This is a genomic window from Ottowia sp. VDI28 (assembly GCF_049532675.1).
GTDB lineage: Bacteria > Pseudomonadota > Gammaproteobacteria > Burkholderiales > Burkholderiaceae_C > Ottowia.
The window spans coordinates 2312323-2333655 of record NZ_CP149820.1 but is presented as its reverse complement, the minus strand read 5'-3'; the positions used below and the strand labels follow the sequence as shown (position 1 = coordinate 2333655).

The following is a 21333-nucleotide window of genomic DNA, read 5'->3' as shown; positions in this document are numbered from 1 at the left end:
TGAGTTACCAGATACCCACATCGGAAGCGCCGCCCGGCGATGGCGCCACAAAGCTCACAACCTGCTCGCCACCCGGGATGGCCGTGGAAGCTGATTCCACGGTCTCCACCTCTTCAAGGCTTCGACCCCGCAACGCGGGCGGCAAGGAACCGCCGTGCGCCCAGTCGAGCAGCTCGACGGTATGCACGACCGGGGCTTGCCCGTACAGGCCGATCTGCGTGATGCAACCGATGTTTCCCGCAGCCACGATCTGCGGATCGGTGCTGGCGATGTTTCCAGCCTTCCGCCGGCCCAGCTCTGCCGCGATCGCGGGTTGGAGAATGTTGTAGGTGCCCGCAGAGCCGCAACAGAAATGCGACTCGGGAACATCCTTCACTACAAACCCGGCGTCCCTCAACAATTGCCGGGGCTGGGCCGTGACATGCTGTGCGTTCCGCAGCGAACATGCATCGTGGTAGGCCACGCGGTGCCGCCGCGGATGCCCGGGCGCAGGCAGGCGCATGGACGTGATCCACTCAGACACATCGCACGCCAGAGCTGCGATCTTCATGGCCAAGGCCGCCACCTCAGGCTCGCCGCTCAGCAAGTGCCCGTAGTCCTTGACGGTGGTACCGCAGCCTGAAGCGTTCGTGACGACAGCATCGAGCCCGCCGTTTTCCAGCAGGTGCGCCCAAGCCTTCACATTGGCCCGAGCGAACGCACGCGCGCTGGCAGCCTTGCCCATGTGCAGGTTCAAGGAACCGCAGCACCCTGACGCCTTCGGCACCAGGACCTCGCATCCGAACCGCGTCAGCAACCGGATCGTCGCGGCATTGATCTGGGGCGCCATTTCAGGTTGGACGCAGCCCGAGAGCAAGGCTACCCGCCACCGCCGGGCGCCTTCGGCTTGAAACACTTCGCCCTCGAAACCTGCCTCGGGCTCGGGCGGCCCCTTTGGAAGCAACTGCAGCGCCGGACGCAGCGGAGGCGGCACAGGAATTTTCATCCGCACCGCGAGGCGGCCAAGGCGAAGCGCGGAACGGAACCAGGCCCTGCGGGGCAATACGAAGGCCAGGGCGTCGCGCGTCCACCTCTCCGCCCAGGGCCGCCGATAGTGCTCCTCAATATATTCCCTGGCGGTGTCCGCGAGATGCATGTAGTCGACCTTCACCGCGCAGGTGGTCATGCATGACATGCAGGAGAGACAACGGTCGATGTGACCCACTGTCTTGGCCGAAGGGGCGCCGCCCGCCTCCAGCATCTCCTTGATGAGATCGATGCGCCCGCGAGGGCTGTCGTTCTCGTCGTGCAGGAGCACATACGTAGGACAGCCGGAAGTGCAGAACCCGAAATGCTGGCAGCTTTTCAGAATCTGGTTGGCCTGCGCGATCTGCGGGTTGGCGAGCTGAGCCTCGCTGAAATTCGTCTTCATGGATGGAAGCAGATTCTGGGAACCGCCCCGCTTTCCGTCTTGGGGTTTCGCGCACACCACTTCGGTTGGCGCGCAGGGGAGACGAATCCGCCGCGTGGGATTGCCCTGTGGACAGCTGGCGCTGCCTGCGGTATACCCTGGCCTCATTCCCTGTTCATGGAGCCCCCTGGAGAAGCGCCGTGGAAATCGTGAAGGTCAATATGGAATCGCTGGGCAAGCAGGATCGGAGCGATTCCTGGCGGTCTGTCTGCAGCAAGATGATCCACAAGGTCGAGGTGTCTGGCGCGTCGGTCGACACTTTCTCCGCCAAGATGACCGTCAGGAAGCATGACGCCATGTCCTGCGGCTTCTTCTGGAGCAAGCCGCACCGGGTACGCTGGGGGCGCTCGCAGCTGGCCGATGCCAGCACCCCAGGCTACCTGGTGAGCTGGCAGCTCGAAGGCGAAGCCCACATTGAGCATGGTACGCAGCGGCTGATCCAGCCAGCCGGCAGCGTGGCGATCGTGGATGCGCGGCGGCCGACGAGCGTGACGTTCCCGACCGAAGTGCGGCGCATCGTGGCCAAACTTCCCGCCAGGATGCTTGAACTAAGAATGCCGGGGCTGTTGACCTCCCGCCTCGAGGTCTTTCAGCCCTCAGGGCCTTTCGCGCCGACGCTCATCTCCTATCTGACGGAGCTATCGCGCGAGGCTGCCGCTGTCCAGCCCACGGACATGGAAGCGCTCGTGGAGAACGTTTGCAACCTGCTCAAGGTGACTTCCAGGCAAACAGATGCGCCCTGTGACGCCAAGGAACTCAGGCGCCAGGCATTGGTGCACTATCTCAGGCGCCATGCCTGCGACCCGAACCTGACGCTCGATACCGCTGCCGGCCATCTCCACATGTCGCGGCGTCTCGTGCAACAGGTACTGCACGAGATGGACACCAGCTTCACGCAGTTCATCATCGAAGAGCGGCTGACTTCCGTCGCCACCCAGCTCCCGGGCTCCGGCAAGGTGCCGATTTCGCGGATCGCCTATCAAGCCGGCTTCAATGACGTGTCGCACTTCAACTATCTGTTCAAGCGGAAGTTCGGCATGGCGCCCTCCGAATACCGGCAAATGGGTTCTATATGACCCCCCGGCCCGAGAGCGCCTGCAACTCCGCCGGCGACATCCCCAACTCTTCGGCAAGAACCTGAGTGTTGTCCCGGCCCATCGCGCCACCCGGCTCCCGGACCTGACAGCGCGCACTGGAAAACCGAGGCACCACATTGGGCATGCGGACGTGTCCGAAATCCTGATCCGGCACGCTCACAATGGCCTGCCTGGCCTGCACCTGAGGATCAGCCTCGATCTGCTCTATGGAGTAAATAGGGGCGATCGTGCCTTCCGCCCTTTCAAAGGCGGCCAGGGTCTCAGAAAGCGTGTGCTGCGCGATCCATGCGCTGAAGAGCGCATCGAGCTCCTTTGCGTGCTGAAGCCGCATCCGATTGCTGGCGTAGCGCGCGTCATCGATCAGGTGAGGCAGCCCGATCGCGCGCGCATTGGCGGCGAACAAGGCATTGGTGCTGCCCGACAGCGATACGCTGTGGCCGTCCGAGGTCCGATAAACGGCTGAAGGCGCCGCATACTGATTCGCATTGCCCGAGCGCTGCCGAACTACGCCCAGCTGGTCATGTTCAATTGGCAGAAAATCAAGCAGCCGAAGGACGGCCTCGGTCATCGACAAATCGATCTCCTCGCCACGCCCATCCACCGAGGCCGAGCGCCTGACCAGCGCGGCCAAGATGCCGATGGCGCCGAACAAGCCACCGATCGAATCTCCAATGGGATGGCCCGGATGCATGGGCTCGCCGCCCGGCTCGCCCGTCAGATAGGTCAAGCCGCCCATGGCTTCAAACACGCGGGCGAATCCTGGCCGGTCACGGTATGGGCCGTCCTGGCCGAAGCCCGTCGTGCGCAAGATGATCAGGCGAGGATTGGCTTCCCACAGCTTCTCGCGCGTCAGGCCCCAGCGGTCCAGCGTGCCCGGCCGGAAATTCTCCACCAGGACATCGAACCGTGGCAGGAGGCGGCAGAGAATCTGCTGGCCGTCCGGTTGCCTCAGATCAAGCGTCATGAAGCGCTTGTTCCGGTTGATTGTCTTCCACCACAAGGACTTTCCGTCCCGGAATGGAGGGAAATCGCGCGCACCGTCTCCGCGCCCGGGAAGCTCCACCTTGAGAACATCCGCACCGTAGTCAGCCAGCAGCGTGGCGGCCATGGGGGCCGCGATGATGGTGGCAATATCGAGCACAGACACACCGGTCAACGGGCCTGTGCGGGCAGTCTGCTGCGGGCTCATGCTTCAATGGGGCGTGCTGACGGACCCACCACGTAAGGGCAATCGGCGACCGGCCAGGAGGGCACGTCTTCCGTGCGGAACAACTGCCTCAGATGAACCTCGTCCGGCCCGTCTCCGATGCGCAGGATCCGCGCATAGGCCAGCGCATGATGCGCAAGGATATCGTCGCTGCCTCCCATCGCGCCGAAGACCTGGATGGCCTTGTCGGCAATCCTTTGCACGGCCTGCGGGACAGCCACCTTGGAGATCGACACGGAACGCCATGAGCCCTTGTGTCCGGCCTGGTCTATCTCCCACGCCGTCTTCATCAGTATGGTGCGGGAGAGTTCGATCTCCACGCGCGATTCGGCAATCCAGCGCTGAATGGTGTCGTACTCGACCAAGCGGCGTCCGAAGGTGGAACGCTCCCTGGCTCGGGCCATCATCATTTCCACCATGACCTCGGCTTGCCCCAGCAAGCGCATGCAATGATGCAATCGAGCCGGCCCCAAACGCGCCTGAGAACCCTGAAATCCAAAACCCTCCTCGCCTATTCTGTTTTCCACGGGCACGCGCACGTCCACGAATTCCAACTCCCCCACCGGGGCCACGTGGTCCTCCCAGCCCATGAACCGCAGCGGACGCACCACGCGAACGCCCGGCGTGTCCATGGGTACGATGACCGCCGTGTGCTGTGATGTTCGCGGATTGTCCGGATGGCTGCGCCCGACAACGACGACAAACCGGCAATCAGGATGTGCAGCCCCGGTAATGAACCACTTGCGGCCATTGATGCGGTAGGTGTCGCCCTCGCGGTCGATGCGGGTGCCCACATTGGTGGCATCAGAGGAAGCGAAGTCAGGCTCGGTCAGGGCGAAAGCGGACCGCATGGTCCCTTCAGTCAAGGGTTTCAACCAACGCGCCTTCTGCTCCAGGTTGCCTGCCTGCTCCAGCAAGAGCATGTTGGGCAGTTCCGGCGCATGGCAATTGAAAACCTGGGAAGCCCATGGCAGACGCCCCATGATTTCGCAGGCCGGCGCGAACTCCACATTGCTGTAGGGCTCGCGCCCATCCATATGGGCCGGATCATTCAGCGCGAGATTCCAAAGCCCCTGCTTTCTCGCCTCCTTGCGCAACGGCTCCAGAAAAGCCGGTGGTTTTCCAAGCTCCACGACCGAATGGTGCCACTCGCGGTGCCTGGGCAGGATCTTCGCTGAAAAGAACTCGGAAATGCGCTCTCGCAGATCACGCGCGCGTGGTGTTTCTTCAAAATTCACGTTGACAATCCTTGGAATGTATCGGCCGTGGAAGGCTGCTTTTGAGCCCTGTCCTGCGCGGATGCGCGGACACCCTGCTTACGGGGCTACTCCCCGCGCATGTTGGTGGAGCGGATCAACTGGCTCAGCTTGTCGTCGTCCGTCTTCACCATCTTTTCCAGCTCGGCAATGCTCATGGGGCTTCCCGCTTCACCGCCCTGTTTCTTGATGCGCTCGATCACATCGGGCTGCACCAACGCCTTGTTGAATGCGTCGTTGATCTGTTTCAGAAGCGGCACTGGCGTCATCCGGGGAACCACGAAGGTGTACCAGGAGAGAAACGCGCTGTCTCCGAGACCCAGTTCGGCAAAGGTCGGTACGTTCGGAAACAAGGATGATCGTGCCGAAGATGACAGCGCGAGCGCTACCAGCCGCCCAGATTCGACATGGGGTTGCGCCAGCATATAAGGAAGAAACGAGAAATCGATCTGTCCGCCCCCCAGCGCCTGCATGATCTGAGGCGCGCCGCTGTAAGGCACCAGCGTCACATCAATACCTGTGGTCTTGCGGAGCATTTCAAGACTGATGTGCACTGATGATCCGTGGCTGGTGCCTGCGGTCAGCGTCCCTGGCGAGGCCTTGGCTTTGTCCAGCAGCATCTTCAGGGAGCTGATGCCGGCCGAGGACTTCGCGACCAGCACGAGCGGGCCATAGCCAGCGTTGGCCACCGGCACAAAATCACGCAGAACGTTCCAGCCCGCGTCGTTGAACAGATGAGGGTTGGCGATCAGGGCCGGGCCATTGATCAGCCAGGTGTACCCGTCCGGTTTGCTTTGCTTGGCCTTGCGGGTGCCGATGCTGGAGGAAGCACCTGGGATGGGCTCGACCACGAAGCCCGTCGGCCATTGGCGATTGACTGCGTCGATGACGATCCGAGCGTACTGATCCACGACCCCGCCAGCCGGGTAAGGAACGATGACGCGAATGGGCCGCGAGGGATAGGAAGCCTCGGCAAAGGAAGGATGCGCGGATGCCGCTGTCAGCGCAGCGGCCACGAGGAATTGGCGACGCGGGGGGAACATGGGTTTCTCCTCCATGATGAATAGGTCATGGCTCGGAAGAAATATAGTTCTGGCTTCATTGATTGAATATATTTTTTGGAGATATCAGAAATCTAAAATCAAGATAAATAGTGAGCATTGAGCTTCTGCCATGAGAGCGCTCGCCCCGTGGAAGCCAAACCCTCTTCAACCTGAAAAGCCCTCCATGCACTCCGATACGACCGATCTTTTCTCTCTGAAATCGCTGCGCACCTTGATCTGCGTATCGGACATGCAAAGCCTGACCCGTGCCTCCATTCAACTGGGCCTGGCTCAATCGGCCATCAGCCGGCAGTTGCATGAACTCGAAGAGGGATTCGGCGGCCCGCTGTTTCATCGCCACGGCCGAGGCGTGAGTCCCACCGAACTGCTGGTGGCGATGCTGCCTCGGATACGCGCCTTGCTGACCCAAGCCGAAGAGCTTCGGGAAGCCTCCCAGGTCGTCGCCGGGACGCTCGGAGGCACCGTGACGGTCGGCCTGGTCCCCGGTGTTGCCGGGCCTCTGACCAGCGCGCTATTCACGCTGCTGAACGAATACCCTGGCATCCGCCTGAGAATTCACGAAGGCTATACGGGAGAGCTGGAAAGCGCGCTGGCGGAGGGGCGTATCGATCTGGCGGTTCTCAACCGCTACCGTGCCTGGGGCAACAACAACTACCGGCGGCTGTTCGATGCGCAACTGTGCGTCGTGGGCGCGCGGCCCGTGTTGCTGCAGGGGCTCTCAGCCTCGAAGGGCCGCCCGCTGAGCGCTCTGCCGGAGCATGTGAGCATCAGCCAGCTTGGCCATCTGGCCTTCGTACTGCCCACTCCTCCCAACGCGATCCGCGTGCTTCTCGACGAAAGCGCTTCAACGCACGGACTCCGGTTGAAGCCCATCATGGAATGCGGCACGTCCGCCGCCGTCAAGCGGATGCTGCTGGACCACCCCTGCGCCAGCATACTGCCAAGCCATGCCATTCGCGACGAGCAGGTCGAGGGCCGGCTTCGGGCCATTCCCATCGTCGAGAAGGAGTACCGCCAGCACGTGGTCCTGGCCACGAGCAGCCATCTGCCTTTCACCCAAGCTGTTAGAACCGTTGCAAAACTGATTCCCGTGGCCGCAGAGCAATTTTTTCAGGACCTGGCCACGCCGGTGGTCTGATGCCAGGTTTCGGGTTGGCGCTACGCGCCCCCTCGAATCCTTGACAGCGACGCCCTGGTCGTGATGACTTCCTGCTCCAGCGGAATCTCGATCAAGGTGCCCGTGGGTGCCTCCAGTGCCCGCAGCAGGGCTGCTTCGAAATCATCTGTTCGCGTGACACGTTCCGCAGCGAATCCGTAGGCCCGTGCCAGGCCGCAGAAATCCGGATTGCGGAGTTCGGTTCCGCTCAACCGGGCCGGATACTCTCTCTCCTGATGCATGCGGATGGTGCCGAGCATGGAGTTGTTGAGCAGGACAATGATGCTTTTACCTCCGAACTGCGCCGCGGTAGCCAGCTCCTGGCCATTCATCAGAAAGTCGCCGTCACCGGCAATGGTCAACGTCACCCGCCCGGTCAGCAAATTCGCGGCAATGCCGGCGGGCACGCCGTAGCCCATGGCACCGCCCGTGGGTGCCAGTTGGGTGCGATGGCCGTTCGCCAGTCCGCGGTAGCGGAAGTAGCGGTGGATCCAGCTGGCGAAATTGCCCGCGCCATTGCTCAAGACGGCATCCTTCGGCAGGTGCTTCTGCATGAGCCCGATGACGGCCGCCATGTCGACCGCGCCGCGCGGCGACTCCGAAGACATGCCCGCGAGCGGCTGCGGCTCCAGATTGGCCCGGTAGTCCGCTTGAGCCGCGCGCGTCCACTCCCCCCAGGGCACCGTAGCCGGGGCTTGCAACTCCGCCAGACTGACTGCTGCCGCCGACATGGAGATGGCCACCGTGAGATCCGCCTGATAGACCCTGTTGAGTTCGTCGGCGCCCCCATGAAAGTGCACCAGTTTCTGGCGGGAGCGCGGCGCTTCCAGCAGCGTGTAGCCGCTGGTCGTCATCTCCCCGAGGCGCGGGCCGATGGCGATCACCAGATCGCTCTCGCGCACCCGTTCCGCCAAACGGGGATTGACCGCAATACCGATGTCGCCCGCATACTGCGGGTGGCTGTTGTCGAAGAGATCCTGAAAGCGGAACGCGTTGGCCACGGGCAATTGCCAGTGTTCCGCAAAGTGCTGCAGCGCCAGTGCCGACTCAGGCGTCCAGCCGGTGCCGCCCGTGATCACCAGCGGCCTTTTCGCCTCCATCAGCATGGCGCGCAAGTCTGCCATCGCCTTGGGGCTGCACCAGGTTTCCGCCGGCTCCACGCAAGCCAGGGGCCGCGCCGCCGTGCGCTGCGTCAGCATGTCTTCCGGCAGAACCAACACCACCGGCCCTGGCCTTCCGTTCATGGCCGTGGCAAAAGCGCGGGCCACATATTCAGGCAGCCGGTCCGCCGAATCAACGCGCTCGACCCGCTTGGCAAAGCCCTTGGTGCTCGGCCCGAAGAAGCTTGCATAGTCGACCTCCTGAAAGGCCTCCCGGTCACGAAAATCGCTGCCGACATCACCGACGAACAGAATCATCGGAGTGGAGTCCTGAAAGGCCGTGTGGACACCGATGGAGGCGTTGGTCGCGCCCGGCCCGCGGGTCACGAAGCAGATGCCCGGCCTGCCGGTCAGCCTTCCCTGCGCATCGGCCATGAAGGCAGCGCCGCCCTCCTGGCGGTTGACGATGAAGCGAATGCGGTCATGGTAGGTGTGAAAACCGTCCAGCACCGCGAGAAAGCTCTCGCCCGGAACGCCGAAAGCCGTGGTCACCCCCTGTTCCACGAGGCATTCCACCAGCAGATGGCCCGCCATCTGGTCTTGTGTGCGGGGTGCTTGAGCGTCTTGCATAGGGAACTCCGATGACTGCAGAAGGGAAATATTCGTAAATACCGGGGAGTGCGCGGAAAGAATTCTTCTTACCAGGTATCAATCGCCTTGATGCCCTCGTCCGGGCATGCGGGTGATCGCGCCAGCCCTCTAGCCAGCCAATCCCGCGTGGAAGCAGGGTCTATCACCGCGTCGATCTCCAAAGTGGCGGCCATGTTGATGGCACCGCCTGCCTCGTATTGCTGCGCGACGAGCTTGTTGAACAGTGCATCTCTTTCAGCCCCCTCGGGCACGGCCTCCAGCTCCTTGCGGAACCCGAGCCGCACGCTGCCCTCCAGCCCCATGCCTCCGAACTCGCCTGTGGGCCAGGACACGATGAACACCGGCGAATGGAAACCGCCCGCCGCCACCCCCATGGCGCCAAGACCATAGCCCTTGCGCAGCACGACGGAGAAAAAGGTACGCGCAAATGCGCGGCGCTGATGAAAAGGCGGCTGACGTGACGCACCTGGGCCTTCTCCTCGATCTCCGGTCCCACCATGAAGCCGGGCGTGTCGATCAGGCTGATCATCGGGAGCTTGTGCGCGTTGCAGAGCTGCATGAACCGCGCGGCCTTGTCCGCCGCATCGGCATCGATCGCGCCGCCAAGATGCAGAGGATTGTTGGCGATCACGCCCACGGGACGGCCTTCGATGCGGACCAGGGCAGTATGAATGCCTGTACCGAAGCCGGTGCGCAGCCAGGTCACGGAACCCACATCGGCGATGCCCTCCACGGCAGCGCGCGTATCGTAGGCCCGAAGCCTGTTCTCGGGCACCAGGTGGCGAAGCCCGCGTGCATCGGGCGCTTCCCAGGTGGCGCACCGTCCTTGAAAGTAGGAGATGTATTTTCTGGCTTTCTCTACCGCCTCGGTCTCGTCCTTCACCAGAATGTCGATCACGCCGTTGTGGTGCTGAACCCCACTGGGGCCGATCTCCTCGGGCGCGAACGTGCCGAGGCCTCCGCCCTCGATCATCACCGGGCCGCCCATGCCGATGTTGCTGTCCTTGGTGGCGATGATCACGTCGCAGCAGCCCAGCAACGCGGCGTTCCCCGCAAAGCACCGCCCCGACACGATGCCCAGCACGGGAACCTTGCCGTTCAGCTTGGCGAATGCGGCGAACGTGGACAGATGCAGGCCGGCGATGATCGGCATGTCGGTATCGCCCGGCCGGCCGCCACCGCCTTCGGCAAACAGAATGAACGGCAGCGAAAGACGGTGCGCAACATCGAGCAGCCGGTCCGTTTTCTGGTGATTGCGCATGCCCTGCGTACCCGCCAGAACCGTGTAGTCGTAGGACATCACGGCACACCGGCTCGCCTCCTCACCAAACTCGGCTTCGTTGACGGTGCCCAGGCCCGTGATCAGACCATCGGCTGGCGTGTTCTGGATGAGGTCATCGAGCGATCGGCGCTGCTTTTGCGCGGCCAACGCCAGAGCGCCGTACTCGAGGAACTCACCGCCTGCACAGAGTTGCGCGATGTTTTCGCGAGCCATGCGGCCCCCGCGCCCGTGCCGTGTCTCCACGGCGCGAGGGCGATTCTCATCGAGCGTGTGGGCATGGCGGTCGATCACGCGCTGCAGATCAGCCCGGATATGGTCAGGATCCACCTCAGCGGATTCGGCCGATGCATCTGCGCCAACCTCGGCTGGCTCCAGCAGAACAATGATGTCCCCTTCCGCCAGGAGATCACCCGCCTGTTTTCTTATCTCGATGACTTTGCCCGATCTTTGGGTATGGAGAACATGCTCCATCTTCATCGCTTCGAGAACTGCTACCTCGCTTCTCAAGGGCAGGATGTCTCCCACGGACATGTCGCACTGGACAAGTTTGGCCGCCATGGGCGCGCGAATGGCGATCTTGTCAGACAGATCGACTTCGCTTCTGGCCGCGCCGGAAGGTCCGCGGCCCGTCAACGAACGACCCTGCCCGGCTGCTGGCTGGATCTTGTCAGCCTGCTCCAGCAGTTCAGCCAGATGTTCCTCCACGTAACGCGTGTGCACGTCTTGCGAGACAAATTCCGGCCTGATGGCAAGAGCCTGAAGAAGCGCCAGATTGGTGGCCACGCCTTCGATGCGCACTTCACTCAAAGCTCTCGTGGCCCGGCGGGCTGCCGCGGGAAAATCGTTCGCCTTTGACGTGCAGATGAGTTTGGCCAGAAGCGAATCGTAGTGAGGAGAAGGTGTATTGCCTGTCCTGCCGTGCGTTTCCACCCGCACACCAAGGCCGCTCGGCATATCGAACCGATCCAGTGTTCCGCTGGAGGGCTTGGCGGTGCCGTCAGGCATCAGCGTTTCGGCATTGATCCGCCATTGAATGGCAAAGCCCTTGGCCTCGGGTGGACGGGCGGCGTCGAGGCCAAGATCAGAGAGGCGGCTGCCGGCAGCGACGGCGATCTGCAACTGCACCAGATCCAATCCCGTCACCTCTTCGGTGACCGTATGCTCTACCTGCAACCGGGGATTGGCCTCGATGAACACCCAGGGCAGATCGGCGCTGCCCTCCTCCACCAGGAACTCGAAGGTTCCCAGCCCCTCATACTTCACCGCCGACGCGAGCTTCAGCGCGGCTGCCGTGATCTCCAGTCGCATCGATTCAGCCAACCGGGGGCTCGGCGCGATCTCCACCAGTTTTTGGAATCTTCGCTGCAGCGAGCACTCCCTCTCGCCCAGGCTGATGACGTCATGCCCATCGCCCAGAATTTGAATCTCGATATGGCGGGCGCGGGCCATCAGTCTTTCGACGTAGACACCGTCCACGCCAAAGGCCGACCGTGCTTCCGAGGTACACCTCGCGTAAGCCTCTGCGAGTTCGGACGATTGCGCCACAGCCCGCATGCCTCGCCCGCCACCGCCACCGATGGCCTTGATCATGATGCCCGCTCCGTTTTGGGCAGCGAAGAACGCCTGGGCCGCCTCCAGGGTGACCGCGCCTTGGGAGCCGGGCATCAGGGGCACGTTCTGGCTGACGGCGAGCGCGCGCGCGGCAGCCTTGTCGCCAAACAAAGCCAGCTGCCGAGGGGTGGGGCCGATGAATTTCAGTCCGGCCTGCGTGCAAGCCGATGCGAAGTCGGCTCTTTCGCTCAGAAAACCGTAGCCAGGGTGAACCGCATCGCAATCATGGGCCTGGGCGATGCGGATGAGTTCATCGATCTGCAGGTAGGCTCCAGGCCCGCTTCCAGCCAGGGAGACCGCTTGCGTGGCCAGCGCGGGGTGCGCGGCAGAGGCTTCATCCTTCGAATAGACCGACACGCTTTCCACATCGAGGTCTTTCGCCGCCCGGATGATCCGGAGCGCGATCTCGCCTCTGTTCGCAATCAAAATTCGTCTGAACATACCTGGAGCCCGCAAGTGAAGCTGCAAGTATGCCTTCCTGGCGCGAACGCCACTTAGTTGACAAGCCCCAGGAGCGCGAGCCTCGGTGAGTTCTTGTCTCGTCATTCCCGCGCAGGCGGGAATCCAGGGGACGTGCAAAGGCTGAACTGGATTCCCGCCTGCGCGGGAATGACGAAAACAAGGACTGTGCTCAACAAAATTACCGAACCAACCACCAACTCGGCAGCAACGCCCGCACCTCGCGGCGGCGATAACGGTCGTCGATCAGGAAGACCGCGCCCCGGTCTTCTTCGCTGCGGATCACGCGCCCTGCCGCTTGCACTACCTTTCGCAAGCCCGGGTAGAGATAGGTGTAGTCGTAGCCTTTGTCCTTGCCGAAATACCCATCCATGACCTGCTTCATTTTTTCGTTGATCGGGTTGACTTGCGGCAGCCCCAGCGTGGCCACGAATGCGCCGATCAGACGCTGGCCCGGCAGATCCACGCCTTCAGAGAAAGCGCCGCCCAGCACCGCGAACCCCACGCCCTGCCCCTCTTCCGTAAAACGCATGAGGAAGGCCGCACGGCTCTCGTCGTCCATGGAGGGCGTCTGCAACCAGATGGGCAATTGCGGGTGGGCCTGCCGCACGCTCTCAGCCACCCGCTGCAGATAGTCAAAACTGCTGAAGAAGCACAGGTAATTGCCGGGCTGCCGCGCATACTGCTCTGCCACCAGATCGGCGATGGGCTTCAGCGAGCGCTCCCGGTCTCGATACCGTGTGGAAATGTGGGCAGCCACCCGAACGGCCAATTGCTCGGCCTGGAAAGGCGATTCGGCTTCGATCCAACGCGTCTCTTCGGGCAAGCCCAATGTGTCCTTATAAAAATGCGACGGGCTCAAGGTGCCTGAGAACAAGACCGTGGCATGTGCCGCCGCATGGCGTTCTTGCAGATAGGGCGCGGGGATGACGTTGCGGATGCATAAGATGGAAGCCACTATGCGCGGCCGAACCCCTTCGGCAAGCTCAGGCCTGGACATGCTGAGATCGAACAGCGCATGGCTGCCAAATTCCTCGGCCAGTGCCAGGAAATGCTGAGCGTCCCAGTAAAAACGCAACACCGCATCGCCTGGCAGCATCGGCCGGTCGGCTTGCGCATCGGCGATGGTGCTTACGGCCCGCTGCAGGGCGCCCTGCAATGCGGCAGGCACGACCTCATAGGTCTTGAAGTCTTCTTCCTGCGCCTGGTTGAGCGTGTTCCAGACGCGATGCAACCGATCCAAGGCCTTGCGTACGGGGCTGTCGACCGTGACGCCAACATGCACGGAACCCTTGCAGGCCTTGCGCGCATCGGCCAGCGCATACTGCGAGAGTTCAGCCGTGTACATGCGCCGCGCGCGCTCCAGCAGGTTGTGCGCTTCGTCCACCAGCACCCCGACTTTCCACTGCTGGGCCTGTGTCAGCGCATAGAGCATGGCCGAGGTGTCGTAGAAATAATTGTAGTCGGCCACCACGACATCGCTCCAGCGCACGAGCTCCTGGGCCAGGTAGTAAGGACATACCTGGTGCTTCAATGCCACTTCACGCAGGGCGGGCGCATTCCACGGCGGCGCGTGCTCAAGCGCCGCGGCCCTTGCGGCCGGCAGCCGATCGTAGAACCCTTGTGCCAGCGGACACGATTCGCCGTGGCATGCGTTCTCCGGGTACTCGCAGGCCTTGTCGCGCGCCTGTACATCCAGCACGCGCAACCGGCAGGATTGGCCTTGCTTATCGAGTTGGGCGTTCACGGTATCCAATGCCTGCAGCGCCAAGGCATGGCCCGTGCCCTTGGCCGTCAGGAAAAACAACTTGTCGATGCCCTGGCTCTCGTCCTGCCGGGGGGCCGCCTTCAGCAAGGGGAAAATCGTACCCAAGGTCTTGCCGATGCCCGTCGGCGCCTGCGCCATCAGGCATTGGCCCGCCGCCTCGGAACGAGCGCAGCGGTAAACCGCCACGGCCAACTCCCGCTGCCCTGCGCGGAAGCGTTCCATCGGGAACCGAAGATCCGTCAGCGCCGCGTCGCGCTGGACGCGATGGGCGGCCTCGCTGCGAGCCCAGTCCAGAAAGCGCGCGCACTGGCTTTCGAAGAAGGCTTGCAATTCAGCGGCCTCGTGCGTCTCTACAAATACCGTTTCCTCCCCCGTACCGATATTGAAGTACACAAGTGCCACGCGCAACTGCACCAACCCCCGCGTTTGGCACATCAGATGGGCATAGATCCGGGCCTGGGCCCAATGCAGGGCACGATGATGCTCGCGGACGCTCTCGATCTTGCCCCGGTAGGTCTTGATTTCTTCCAGTTGCCCCGCTTGCGGATCAAAGCCATCGGCGCGGCCGCGCACCTTCATGTCCTCGTACTGCCCAGCCAGGGCGATTTCAGTCTCATATGCCTTGCTCCGGCGGGATTGGACCAAGGCGTGCCCCTGCATACCCTCCAGCGCGCTGGGCGCTGGCGTGTAGCGCAGATCAAGATCACCTGTTCGCGCCGTGAATTCGCACAGCGCCCGCACCGCCACGGCATAGGTCATGTCGCATCCCCGGCCAAGCCGCGCCAATGCACGTGACAGACACGCACAGGAAGGCCGTTTTCGGCGCAATACCGAAGCCAGCGAATCTGGTTGTCCTGCAGCTTGTCGCCCGGCGCCTTGACCTCGACCATCTCATAGCGCCCCTCCTCCGGCCAGAAGCGCACCAGATCTGGAAAACCGCTGCGGTTGGCTTGAACATCTTTCAAAAGCCGCGCGAAAAGCAGTTTCAGATGGGCGGGCGGGATGCAATCCAGCGCCAATGCCAGAAGGGGTTCGGTCAGCGTGCCCCAGAAAACAAAGGGCGATTGCATACCCTGCTTGTCCGCGAAACGCTGGCGGATCGTTTCAGGGTAGCGGCCATCTTCGAGCTGCGCCAGGCAGGCCTCGAACAACCCGCCACGCCGCTGCACGAAATCCGGCGAGCCAAGATCCGCGGGGCCACTCTGGAACGGATGAAAAAACGCCCCCGGTAGCGGCGCGAATATGGCCGGCCAGCACAGCAGACCGAACAGAGAATTAATGAGCGCGTTCTCGACATAGAACACCGGCGCGTTTTCAGCATGCCAGTGATCGCGCAGTACATACTCGACCGAAGCGGGTTCGGCAGGTGGATCCAGCTCCAGATCCATCCGCAGTTGCGCCACGGTAGACTTGGCAGTGGCTGGCGAAGCACCGCCCGAAACCATGCCCTCTTGACCCAGATGGCGCCTCAAGCGAGGCAGCATGCGTGACACGCGCTGACTCTCCTCATCGCTTTCCGGCTCCGCCAGGGATGCACAAGCCCAGGCCAAGGCCTCCTCGAAACGCCCCATGCGCTCGTACACGCGGATGCGCCGGTGACGGGCTCCGGGATAGCTACTTTGCGCATAGGCTTGCTCGGCACGCGGCCAATCCTGCGCGCGTTCGCAGGATTGGCCGATGCGCAGCAGCAACTTGGCACGGCGCTTCTCCAGCCAGGGGTTATCGCTCCTGCACCGCGCGGCGGCTTGCAGCACTGTTTCGATTTCCGTGCTGTCATCGAGCGCTTGCCGGCAGGCGTGCAACGCCAGATAGACGTCCACATCAGCTCGCGACTGAAAGGCGCGCGAGGCATCATCGAAGGCGACGGGCTCATAGCGGAACACGCCCAGATCAGCCAACACGAACTCCGACCAAGTCTGATAGAGATTGCCGAAGAACATCAACCGGAAGCGCTCGCAGAGATCACCCACCATCACGCGCCAGGCGGCCTTGGGTGCCAGGGGGTTCCACTCCGCGTAAGTTCTAGGCCCGCCGAAATCAGGCTGCAGGGCCTCAAGCATCGAAGCCTTGCGCATCTCCGGGCGAACCGATGCCGAGGCGAACAACCTCAGCAGCTCCGGTTTGGTGTGCAAGGCAAACAACTCTTCCAATGAGATGGGGTGGACGGCATCAAGCCACCCGAGTGCCAGCAGAGGTTCTGCCGCCCCGGCGATGTCGGGGATTTCCTCATATGCCAGCTTGCCCGCCAGAAACCAGGGGCCCCGCCGCATCAGCAGCCGCACCAGGAGTGCCCTGGAGGCTTGAGGCAACCCGGCGAACTGCTCCAGAAACGCTTGCTCACCCTCGCTCAGCAGGTCTTGATAGCGCTCGGCAATCCAATCCAGCGCCCGCTGGAAATTGTGCAGGTAATAGAAACGGTGCGGCGGCACTGGCTCGGACAACGGGACACCCGAGAAACTGATGATTTATACAGCTATCATAGCAAAACCCCGGAAGGCCCGGCCTGAGCCGCCCTAAGACATTTCAGCTATCCATAGCGCAGCGCGCCACCCGCATCGCATGAAACTCAAAGGATCCAAAGGCCGCGGAGCCGGTCATGCCAGGGCACCCGCGGAGCTGGCTTTGCCAGGGCCGCCAGGTGCGTCCCCTGAGGGGAAGGCGCATAAGCGACTCAGAGGGTTCCCCCTAAGCTGGCGTAAACATGGGGACCGGCGGACCGCCATTGCTGGGCTTGAACACCACCCGCACCTTGTCGCCGATGCGCAGGGCATCGAGGTCACAGTCGACGATGTTGGTCATCATCGTGACGCCCTCATCCAAGGTGACATAGGCGATGGCGTAGGCCGTTGGCCCGGCTCTGCGCGTCACGCTCAGCGTGTAGATGGTACCGGTACCCTTTGAATCCCGGAACTCTGTCTTGTCGCTGCCACAGAATGGGCACAGCGGCCGCGGATACCAATGCGGCTGGTTGCATGCCGTGCAGTGCTTGACGAGAAACCGGCCTTCGGCTGCCGCATCCCAGAAAGGCTTGTTGTCCGGGTACACGGTAGGCGCGGTGATGGTGCGGTCTTGAGAAGGAGTAGCCATGTCATTGCCTTTCGAGGATCAGGGTGGCGCTTCCGTGGCGCGAACCCAATGCGCCGCCTGTACCCTGGGCCAATGCCAGGCCGCAGTTCTTGACCTGCACGGCGGGATGAGCCTCTCCGCGAAGCTGGCGCACAGCCTCGATGATCTTGGTAATGCCTCCGCGATTGGCCGGGTGGTTGTTGCACAAGCCACCACCATCGGTATTGAAAGGCAGCTTTCCTACGCCTGAAATCAGGTTGCCGTCTGCGACGAACTTCCCGCCCTCGCCTTTCTTGCAGAAACCCAGGTCTTCAAGCTGCATGATCACCGTGATGGTGAAACTGTCGTAGATGGACACATACTGGATGTCCGAGGGCTTCACTCCGGCTTCGGCAAAGCAGGCCGCGCCCGAGCGCTGCGCGGCCGAGAACGAAACGTCGTGCCGGCCTCCATTGGTGTTCTTAAGGGCCTCGCCCGCGCCCAGCACGTTCACAACCGGGCGTTTGAGTGACCGGGCGATTTCGGGCTTGACCACCACCAGCGCGCCGCCGCCGTCGGACACCACGCAGCAATCCATGCGGTGCAGCGGATCGGAGACCATGGGTGAATTGACCACATCTTCGACCGTCAGCACCTCGCGCAGCATGGCGTTGGGATTGTGCTGAGCATGGTGCGACGCAGCGACCTTGACCCACGCCAACTGCTCGGAGGTGGTGCCGAACTCATACATGTGGCGCGCGGCCACCATGGCATAGTTGTTCACGGTCACCATGCCGTAAGGAGACTCAAACGGCTCGTCCGGCAAATTGACACCATAGCTGCGCGGCTGCAGGCCGCTTGAGGCGTCCGAGCGGGGGCGGCCCGCCAGAGTGATCAGCGCCACATCGCATTTGCCGGCCATGATGGCCTGTGTGGCGTGCGAGACATGGGCCAGATAGGAAGAGCCGCCAATATCGGTGGCATCGACATGGCGCGGTTTGAGCCCCATGTACTCGGCCATGTTCATGGGGCCGAGGCCCGGCGCATCGCCGGCGCAGAAATAGCCGTCGACATCCTTCAATGTCAATCCGGCATCGGCCAGCGCGCCCATGGCGCTCTCAAAATGAAGCTGCGGTACGGTCTTGTCGGGCGCCTTGCGTGTGGGGTGCTCGAATGCGCCGGCTATGCAGGCTTTGCGCTTGATGCTCATCGATGAATGTCCCTCCAGGAAAGAAGCGTCTCGCTGATTGATCTCTTGCAATCGCGCGACTTTGGTTTTGTACCATACTATCCTGGCACGGACGAACAATGCAGCGTGAGCCCCTATTCAGGTTGAACACCCGCCTGCGCCGCGATCGAGTTCACCAGCTTGATCTCATTCGCAATGCGCTTTTTCAGCTGCTCGGGCTTGTCAGCGACAGGTTCATATCCAAAATCTCGAAGACGCTGTTGAGTAGGCGGCAATGCAAGGAACTGTTGCGCCGCGGCACTCAACTTGGCGATGATCGCCGCCGGGGTCTTTGCGGGTACGAAGATCGCATTCCAGACCGGGAATTCGCACTTTGGCACGCCCGCTTGAATGCATGTGGGGACTTCCGGCAGCGCACTCAGTCTGTTCGGCCCCATGATCGCCAGCGCCCGCAGCTTCCCCGATTTCACCATGGGCGCGGATTCCGCCGTTCCCAGGGTCAGGTCAATCTGGCCGCCCATCACGTCCACCAGCGTTTGACCGCCTCCCCGATAGGGAACGTGGAGCAGCCGAATGCCGGCCAGATTCGCGAAGTGCGCCATCGTCAGATGCACGGCAGTGCCCTGGCCCGTGGAACCATAGGACACCTTGCCAGGGTTGGCCTTGGCGTAGCGGATGAGATCCTCCAGCGTGCGGTAGGGCAGATTCGAGTTCGCGAACAGAACGTATGAGGTGTTGCCGATCATGGCCACCGGCTCGAAATCCGCCTGCGGCTCATAAGGCATGTTCTTGGTCATCACCTGCGGAGTCGTGTGCGTTGACCCGGCGCCAAGCAGCAGCGTGTAGCCATCGGGCGCACTTTTGGCCACATAGGAGGCGCCAATCAACGCCCCGGCGCCCGAGCGGTTCTCCACCACGACGCTTTGGCCAAGGGGCTCGCTCATGCCCTGCGCCATCATGCGGCCCAAGGTGTCCGCGGTGCCGCCTGTGGAATAGGGCACGATCATTTTCAGAGGCCGGGACGGATAGTCCTCAGCGTGCACGCCGGTAAAACCCAGGCATGCACCCAGCGCCAAGGCAAGGATTGCCAACCGGCGGTGGACGACGCGCACGCCTGATGAAATTTCTTGGTGGGAACTATGCATGAGCCGAATCCTCAGTGAGCGGTGGAAGGTTGAATGGGCAGGACAATGTGTGAGGCTCGTAACCCATCCATGTACACAGTCTGTTCTGCGACCACCGTGTGCGTATGCGCACCCAGCGGCTCGCCCGTGTTGGGGTTGACGTCGTACTGGGGAAAGCTGGAGCTGGAAACGTCGATTCGGATCCGGTGGCCACGCTTGAACAGATTGCTGGTCGGGTTGAGTTCCAGCACGACTCTGTAGGGCCGCCCTGGCTCGATCAATTCGCCCGTAGCTCGGCCATCCCGGTAACGCATGCGGACGATACCCTCCGATAGCATGAGTGCGGCACCCTCCGGGTGCTCATCGCTCGGGGGATAGACGTCTATGAATTTGGCGGTGAAGTCCGTATCGCGCGCGGTGCTCGATACCCATAGCTCCAACTCCAGCGGCCCGGTGATTTCGCAAGGTTCGGCCAAAGGCTTCGTCTGGAAAACCAGCACATCGGACCGCTCCGACAGGGGCCTGTCGCTCCCCCGGCACGCCGACAACGACGGCCGGCAGCGTTGATCCCGAGGGCCTGGTAAAACGAAATTTGGGAACGCCTCGCTTTGCAAGCTGGAGGCCCCGATGCCCGGACACGGATCATCTGGGTTGAACAAGTAGCTCAAAGAAGCAGAACCAGGGGCTGGCCGCTCGGGAGAGAGCCCGCCGCCTGCATCCAGGTAATAAGGCGTCGCGATCGTGGTTTTCAGCGGCCAGCTGTCCGCTGCCCGCCACTCGCCCCCATGGAAGATGCGTCCTTCCGGGGTACGGTGGCCATCGCCCAATCCCATCACGAAGTATTTGAGAGCAGGCTCGCTAGCCTTTTCCGGAGGGTGGGCGTCTTTCAGGTGGTTGTCCAACCAGTTGAGCCAGGAAGCGGTCACCGGCCCCTGCTCTGCCGCCGCAGGCCCGAAATCGGCTTCGCCAGCGGTGGTCAGCTCCAACATTTGGGGGCTGTGCACCCAAGGGCCCATGACCAGCTTCACAGGCCGGTGGCTACGGCCACCCAGCTCGCGCAGCTTGTCCAGATTGGCATTCGCGTGATGCGCGAACCATCCCGATATCAAGAAGATCGCCACATCGGTGGGATATTCATCCCAGCGCCCTTCCAGCCGCACGGTGGGATTGTGCCAATAGGGCGTGTCATCGCTTTCCTGCAGCATCCGAAAGTAGATCTCTTCGTATGCCGGCGCGAGCCTGAGCGGCGACTCTCCTTTCTTCAAAGGGAGCATATCGATCCATTGCGCAGATCGGTCACGCATATCCTCCAAGGCCTCGATCATCTGGGCATCGCCACGCTGCAGCGCCAACTCCAGGCCGTGCGTAATGGCCCACGGCAAAGCGACGCCGATGTTGTAGGCACCGTGGTAGCGGAACATGCGATGCCGGTAGTTCGTGCCTGCGTCGCGAAGCACCTGGGCCCGCAGCCCCCTGGGGTGGTGCAGCGCAAGGGCTTGCTGATTCGCCGCGCTGAACGAACCGCCCACCATGCCCATCCGATCGCCGTCGCACCAAGGCTGCTCACGCAGCCAGTTCCAGGTGTCAATGCCATCCTCGCCCTCATCCGGCGTGTTGGTCATCAAGTGAAACACACCACCGGAATCGCCCCGCCCTCTCGTATCCTGCACGGCATAGGCATAGCCTGCACTGGCGGCGGCGGATCCAAAGTCCCGAAAACGCGGGATGTGCCGCCCGTAGGGCGTGCGCTCCAGGAGTGTTGGATAGGCCCGCAACTCATCACCTGGAGGGAGGTAGAGATCCGCGGTCAAGCGGGTGCCATCCCTGGCCTTCGATACAAGACCCCGGAACAGGCGTACGCCATTTGAAAGATG

13 protein-coding genes and 1 pseudogene are annotated in these 21333 nt (G+C 62.4%); 2 read left to right on the top strand and 12 right to left on the bottom strand.

Annotated elements, in window-relative coordinates:
* Positions 1-4: 4 nt before the first annotated feature.
* A complete protein-coding gene (gene glcF, locus WJU18_RS11205) occupies positions 5-1411 on the bottom strand; it encodes a glycolate oxidase subunit GlcF (protein WP_423460130.1) in 1407 nt (468 codons plus the stop codon).
* A gap of 179 nt (positions 1412-1590) precedes the next feature.
* On the opposite strand from glcF, the gene WJU18_RS11200 reads away from it, so the two are divergent.
* The gene (locus WJU18_RS11200; RefSeq protein ID WP_423460129.1) at positions 1591-2526 is read left to right on the top strand and encodes a helix-turn-helix domain-containing protein; all 936 of its coding nucleotides are present in this window, start codon (positions 1591-1593) and stop codon (positions 2524-2526) included.
* Here WJU18_RS11200 and WJU18_RS11195 read toward each other — a convergent pair.
* The 3 genes from WJU18_RS11195 to WJU18_RS11185 all read right to left on the bottom strand — a co-directional run bounded on the left by WJU18_RS11195 (position 2519) and on the right by WJU18_RS11185 (position 6053).
* On the bottom strand, positions 2519-3736 hold the full coding sequence (locus tag WJU18_RS11195; protein ID WP_423460128.1) for a CaiB/BaiF CoA transferase family protein: 1218 nt from the start codon (positions 3734-3736) through the stop codon (positions 2519-2521). The genes WJU18_RS11200 and WJU18_RS11195 overlap by 8 nt on opposite strands.
* On the bottom strand, positions 3733-4992 hold the full coding sequence (locus WJU18_RS11190; RefSeq protein WP_423460127.1) for an acyl-CoA dehydrogenase family protein: 1260 nt from the start codon (positions 4990-4992) through the stop codon (positions 3733-3735). The genes WJU18_RS11195 and WJU18_RS11190 overlap by 4 nt, the downstream gene beginning before the upstream one ends.
* 86 nt (positions 4993-5078) lie before the next feature.
* A complete protein-coding gene (locus WJU18_RS11185) occupies positions 5079-6053 on the bottom strand; it encodes a Bug family tripartite tricarboxylate transporter substrate binding protein (protein WP_423460126.1) in 975 nt (324 codons plus the stop codon).
* Between the two features lie 184 nt (positions 6054-6237).
* On the opposite strand from WJU18_RS11185, the gene WJU18_RS11180 reads away from it, so the two are divergent.
* The gene (locus WJU18_RS11180; protein WP_423460125.1) at positions 6238-7212 is read left to right on the top strand and encodes a LysR family transcriptional regulator; all 975 of its coding nucleotides are present in this window, start codon (positions 6238-6240) and stop codon (positions 7210-7212) included.
* Between the two features lie 20 nt (positions 7213-7232).
* Here WJU18_RS11180 and WJU18_RS11175 read toward each other — a convergent pair whose 3' ends face one another.
* The 8 genes and pseudogenes from WJU18_RS11175 to WJU18_RS11140 form a co-directional block, all read right to left on the bottom strand.
* The gene (locus WJU18_RS11175; RefSeq protein WP_423460124.1) at positions 7233-8960 is read right to left on the bottom strand and encodes a thiamine pyrophosphate-binding protein; all 1728 of its coding nucleotides are present in this window, start codon (positions 8958-8960) and stop codon (positions 7233-7235) included.
* Positions 8961-9028: 68 nt separating this feature from the next.
* Positions 9029-12315, bottom strand: a pseudogene (locus WJU18_RS11170) (carboxyl transferase domain-containing protein).
* Between the two features lie 199 nt (positions 12316-12514).
* Positions 12515-14860 carry an ATP-dependent DNA helicase gene (locus tag WJU18_RS11165; RefSeq protein ID WP_423460123.1) on the bottom strand — a complete coding sequence of 782 codons (2346 nt, stop codon included), beginning with the start codon at positions 14858-14860 and terminating at the stop codon, positions 12515-12517.
* On the bottom strand, positions 14857-16542 hold the full coding sequence (locus WJU18_RS11160) for a VRR-NUC domain-containing protein (RefSeq protein WP_423460122.1): 1686 nt from the start codon (positions 16540-16542) through the stop codon (positions 14857-14859). The genes WJU18_RS11165 and WJU18_RS11160 overlap by 4 nt, the downstream gene beginning before the upstream one ends.
* Positions 16543-16786: 244 nt before the next feature.
* Positions 16787-17188: a Zn-ribbon domain-containing OB-fold protein gene (locus tag WJU18_RS11155; protein WP_423460121.1), complete on the bottom strand. Its 402-nt coding sequence runs from the start codon at positions 17186-17188 to the stop codon at positions 16787-16789.
* A 1-nt stretch (position 17189) separates the two neighbouring features.
* Positions 17190-18356, bottom strand: coding sequence for a thiolase domain-containing protein (locus WJU18_RS11150; protein WP_423460120.1), 1167 nt, complete (start codon positions 18354-18356; stop codon positions 17190-17192).
* A gap of 113 nt (positions 18357-18469) precedes the next feature.
* Positions 18470-19480, bottom strand: a complete 1011-nt coding sequence (locus WJU18_RS11145; RefSeq protein ID WP_423460119.1) for a Bug family tripartite tricarboxylate transporter substrate binding protein — start codon at positions 19478-19480, stop codon at positions 18470-18472.
* A gap of 11 nt (positions 19481-19491) precedes the next feature.
* A complete protein-coding gene (locus tag WJU18_RS11140; RefSeq protein WP_423460978.1) occupies positions 19492-21312 on the bottom strand; it encodes a CocE/NonD family hydrolase in 1821 nt (606 codons plus the stop codon).
* Positions 21313-21333 lie beyond the last annotated feature (21 nt).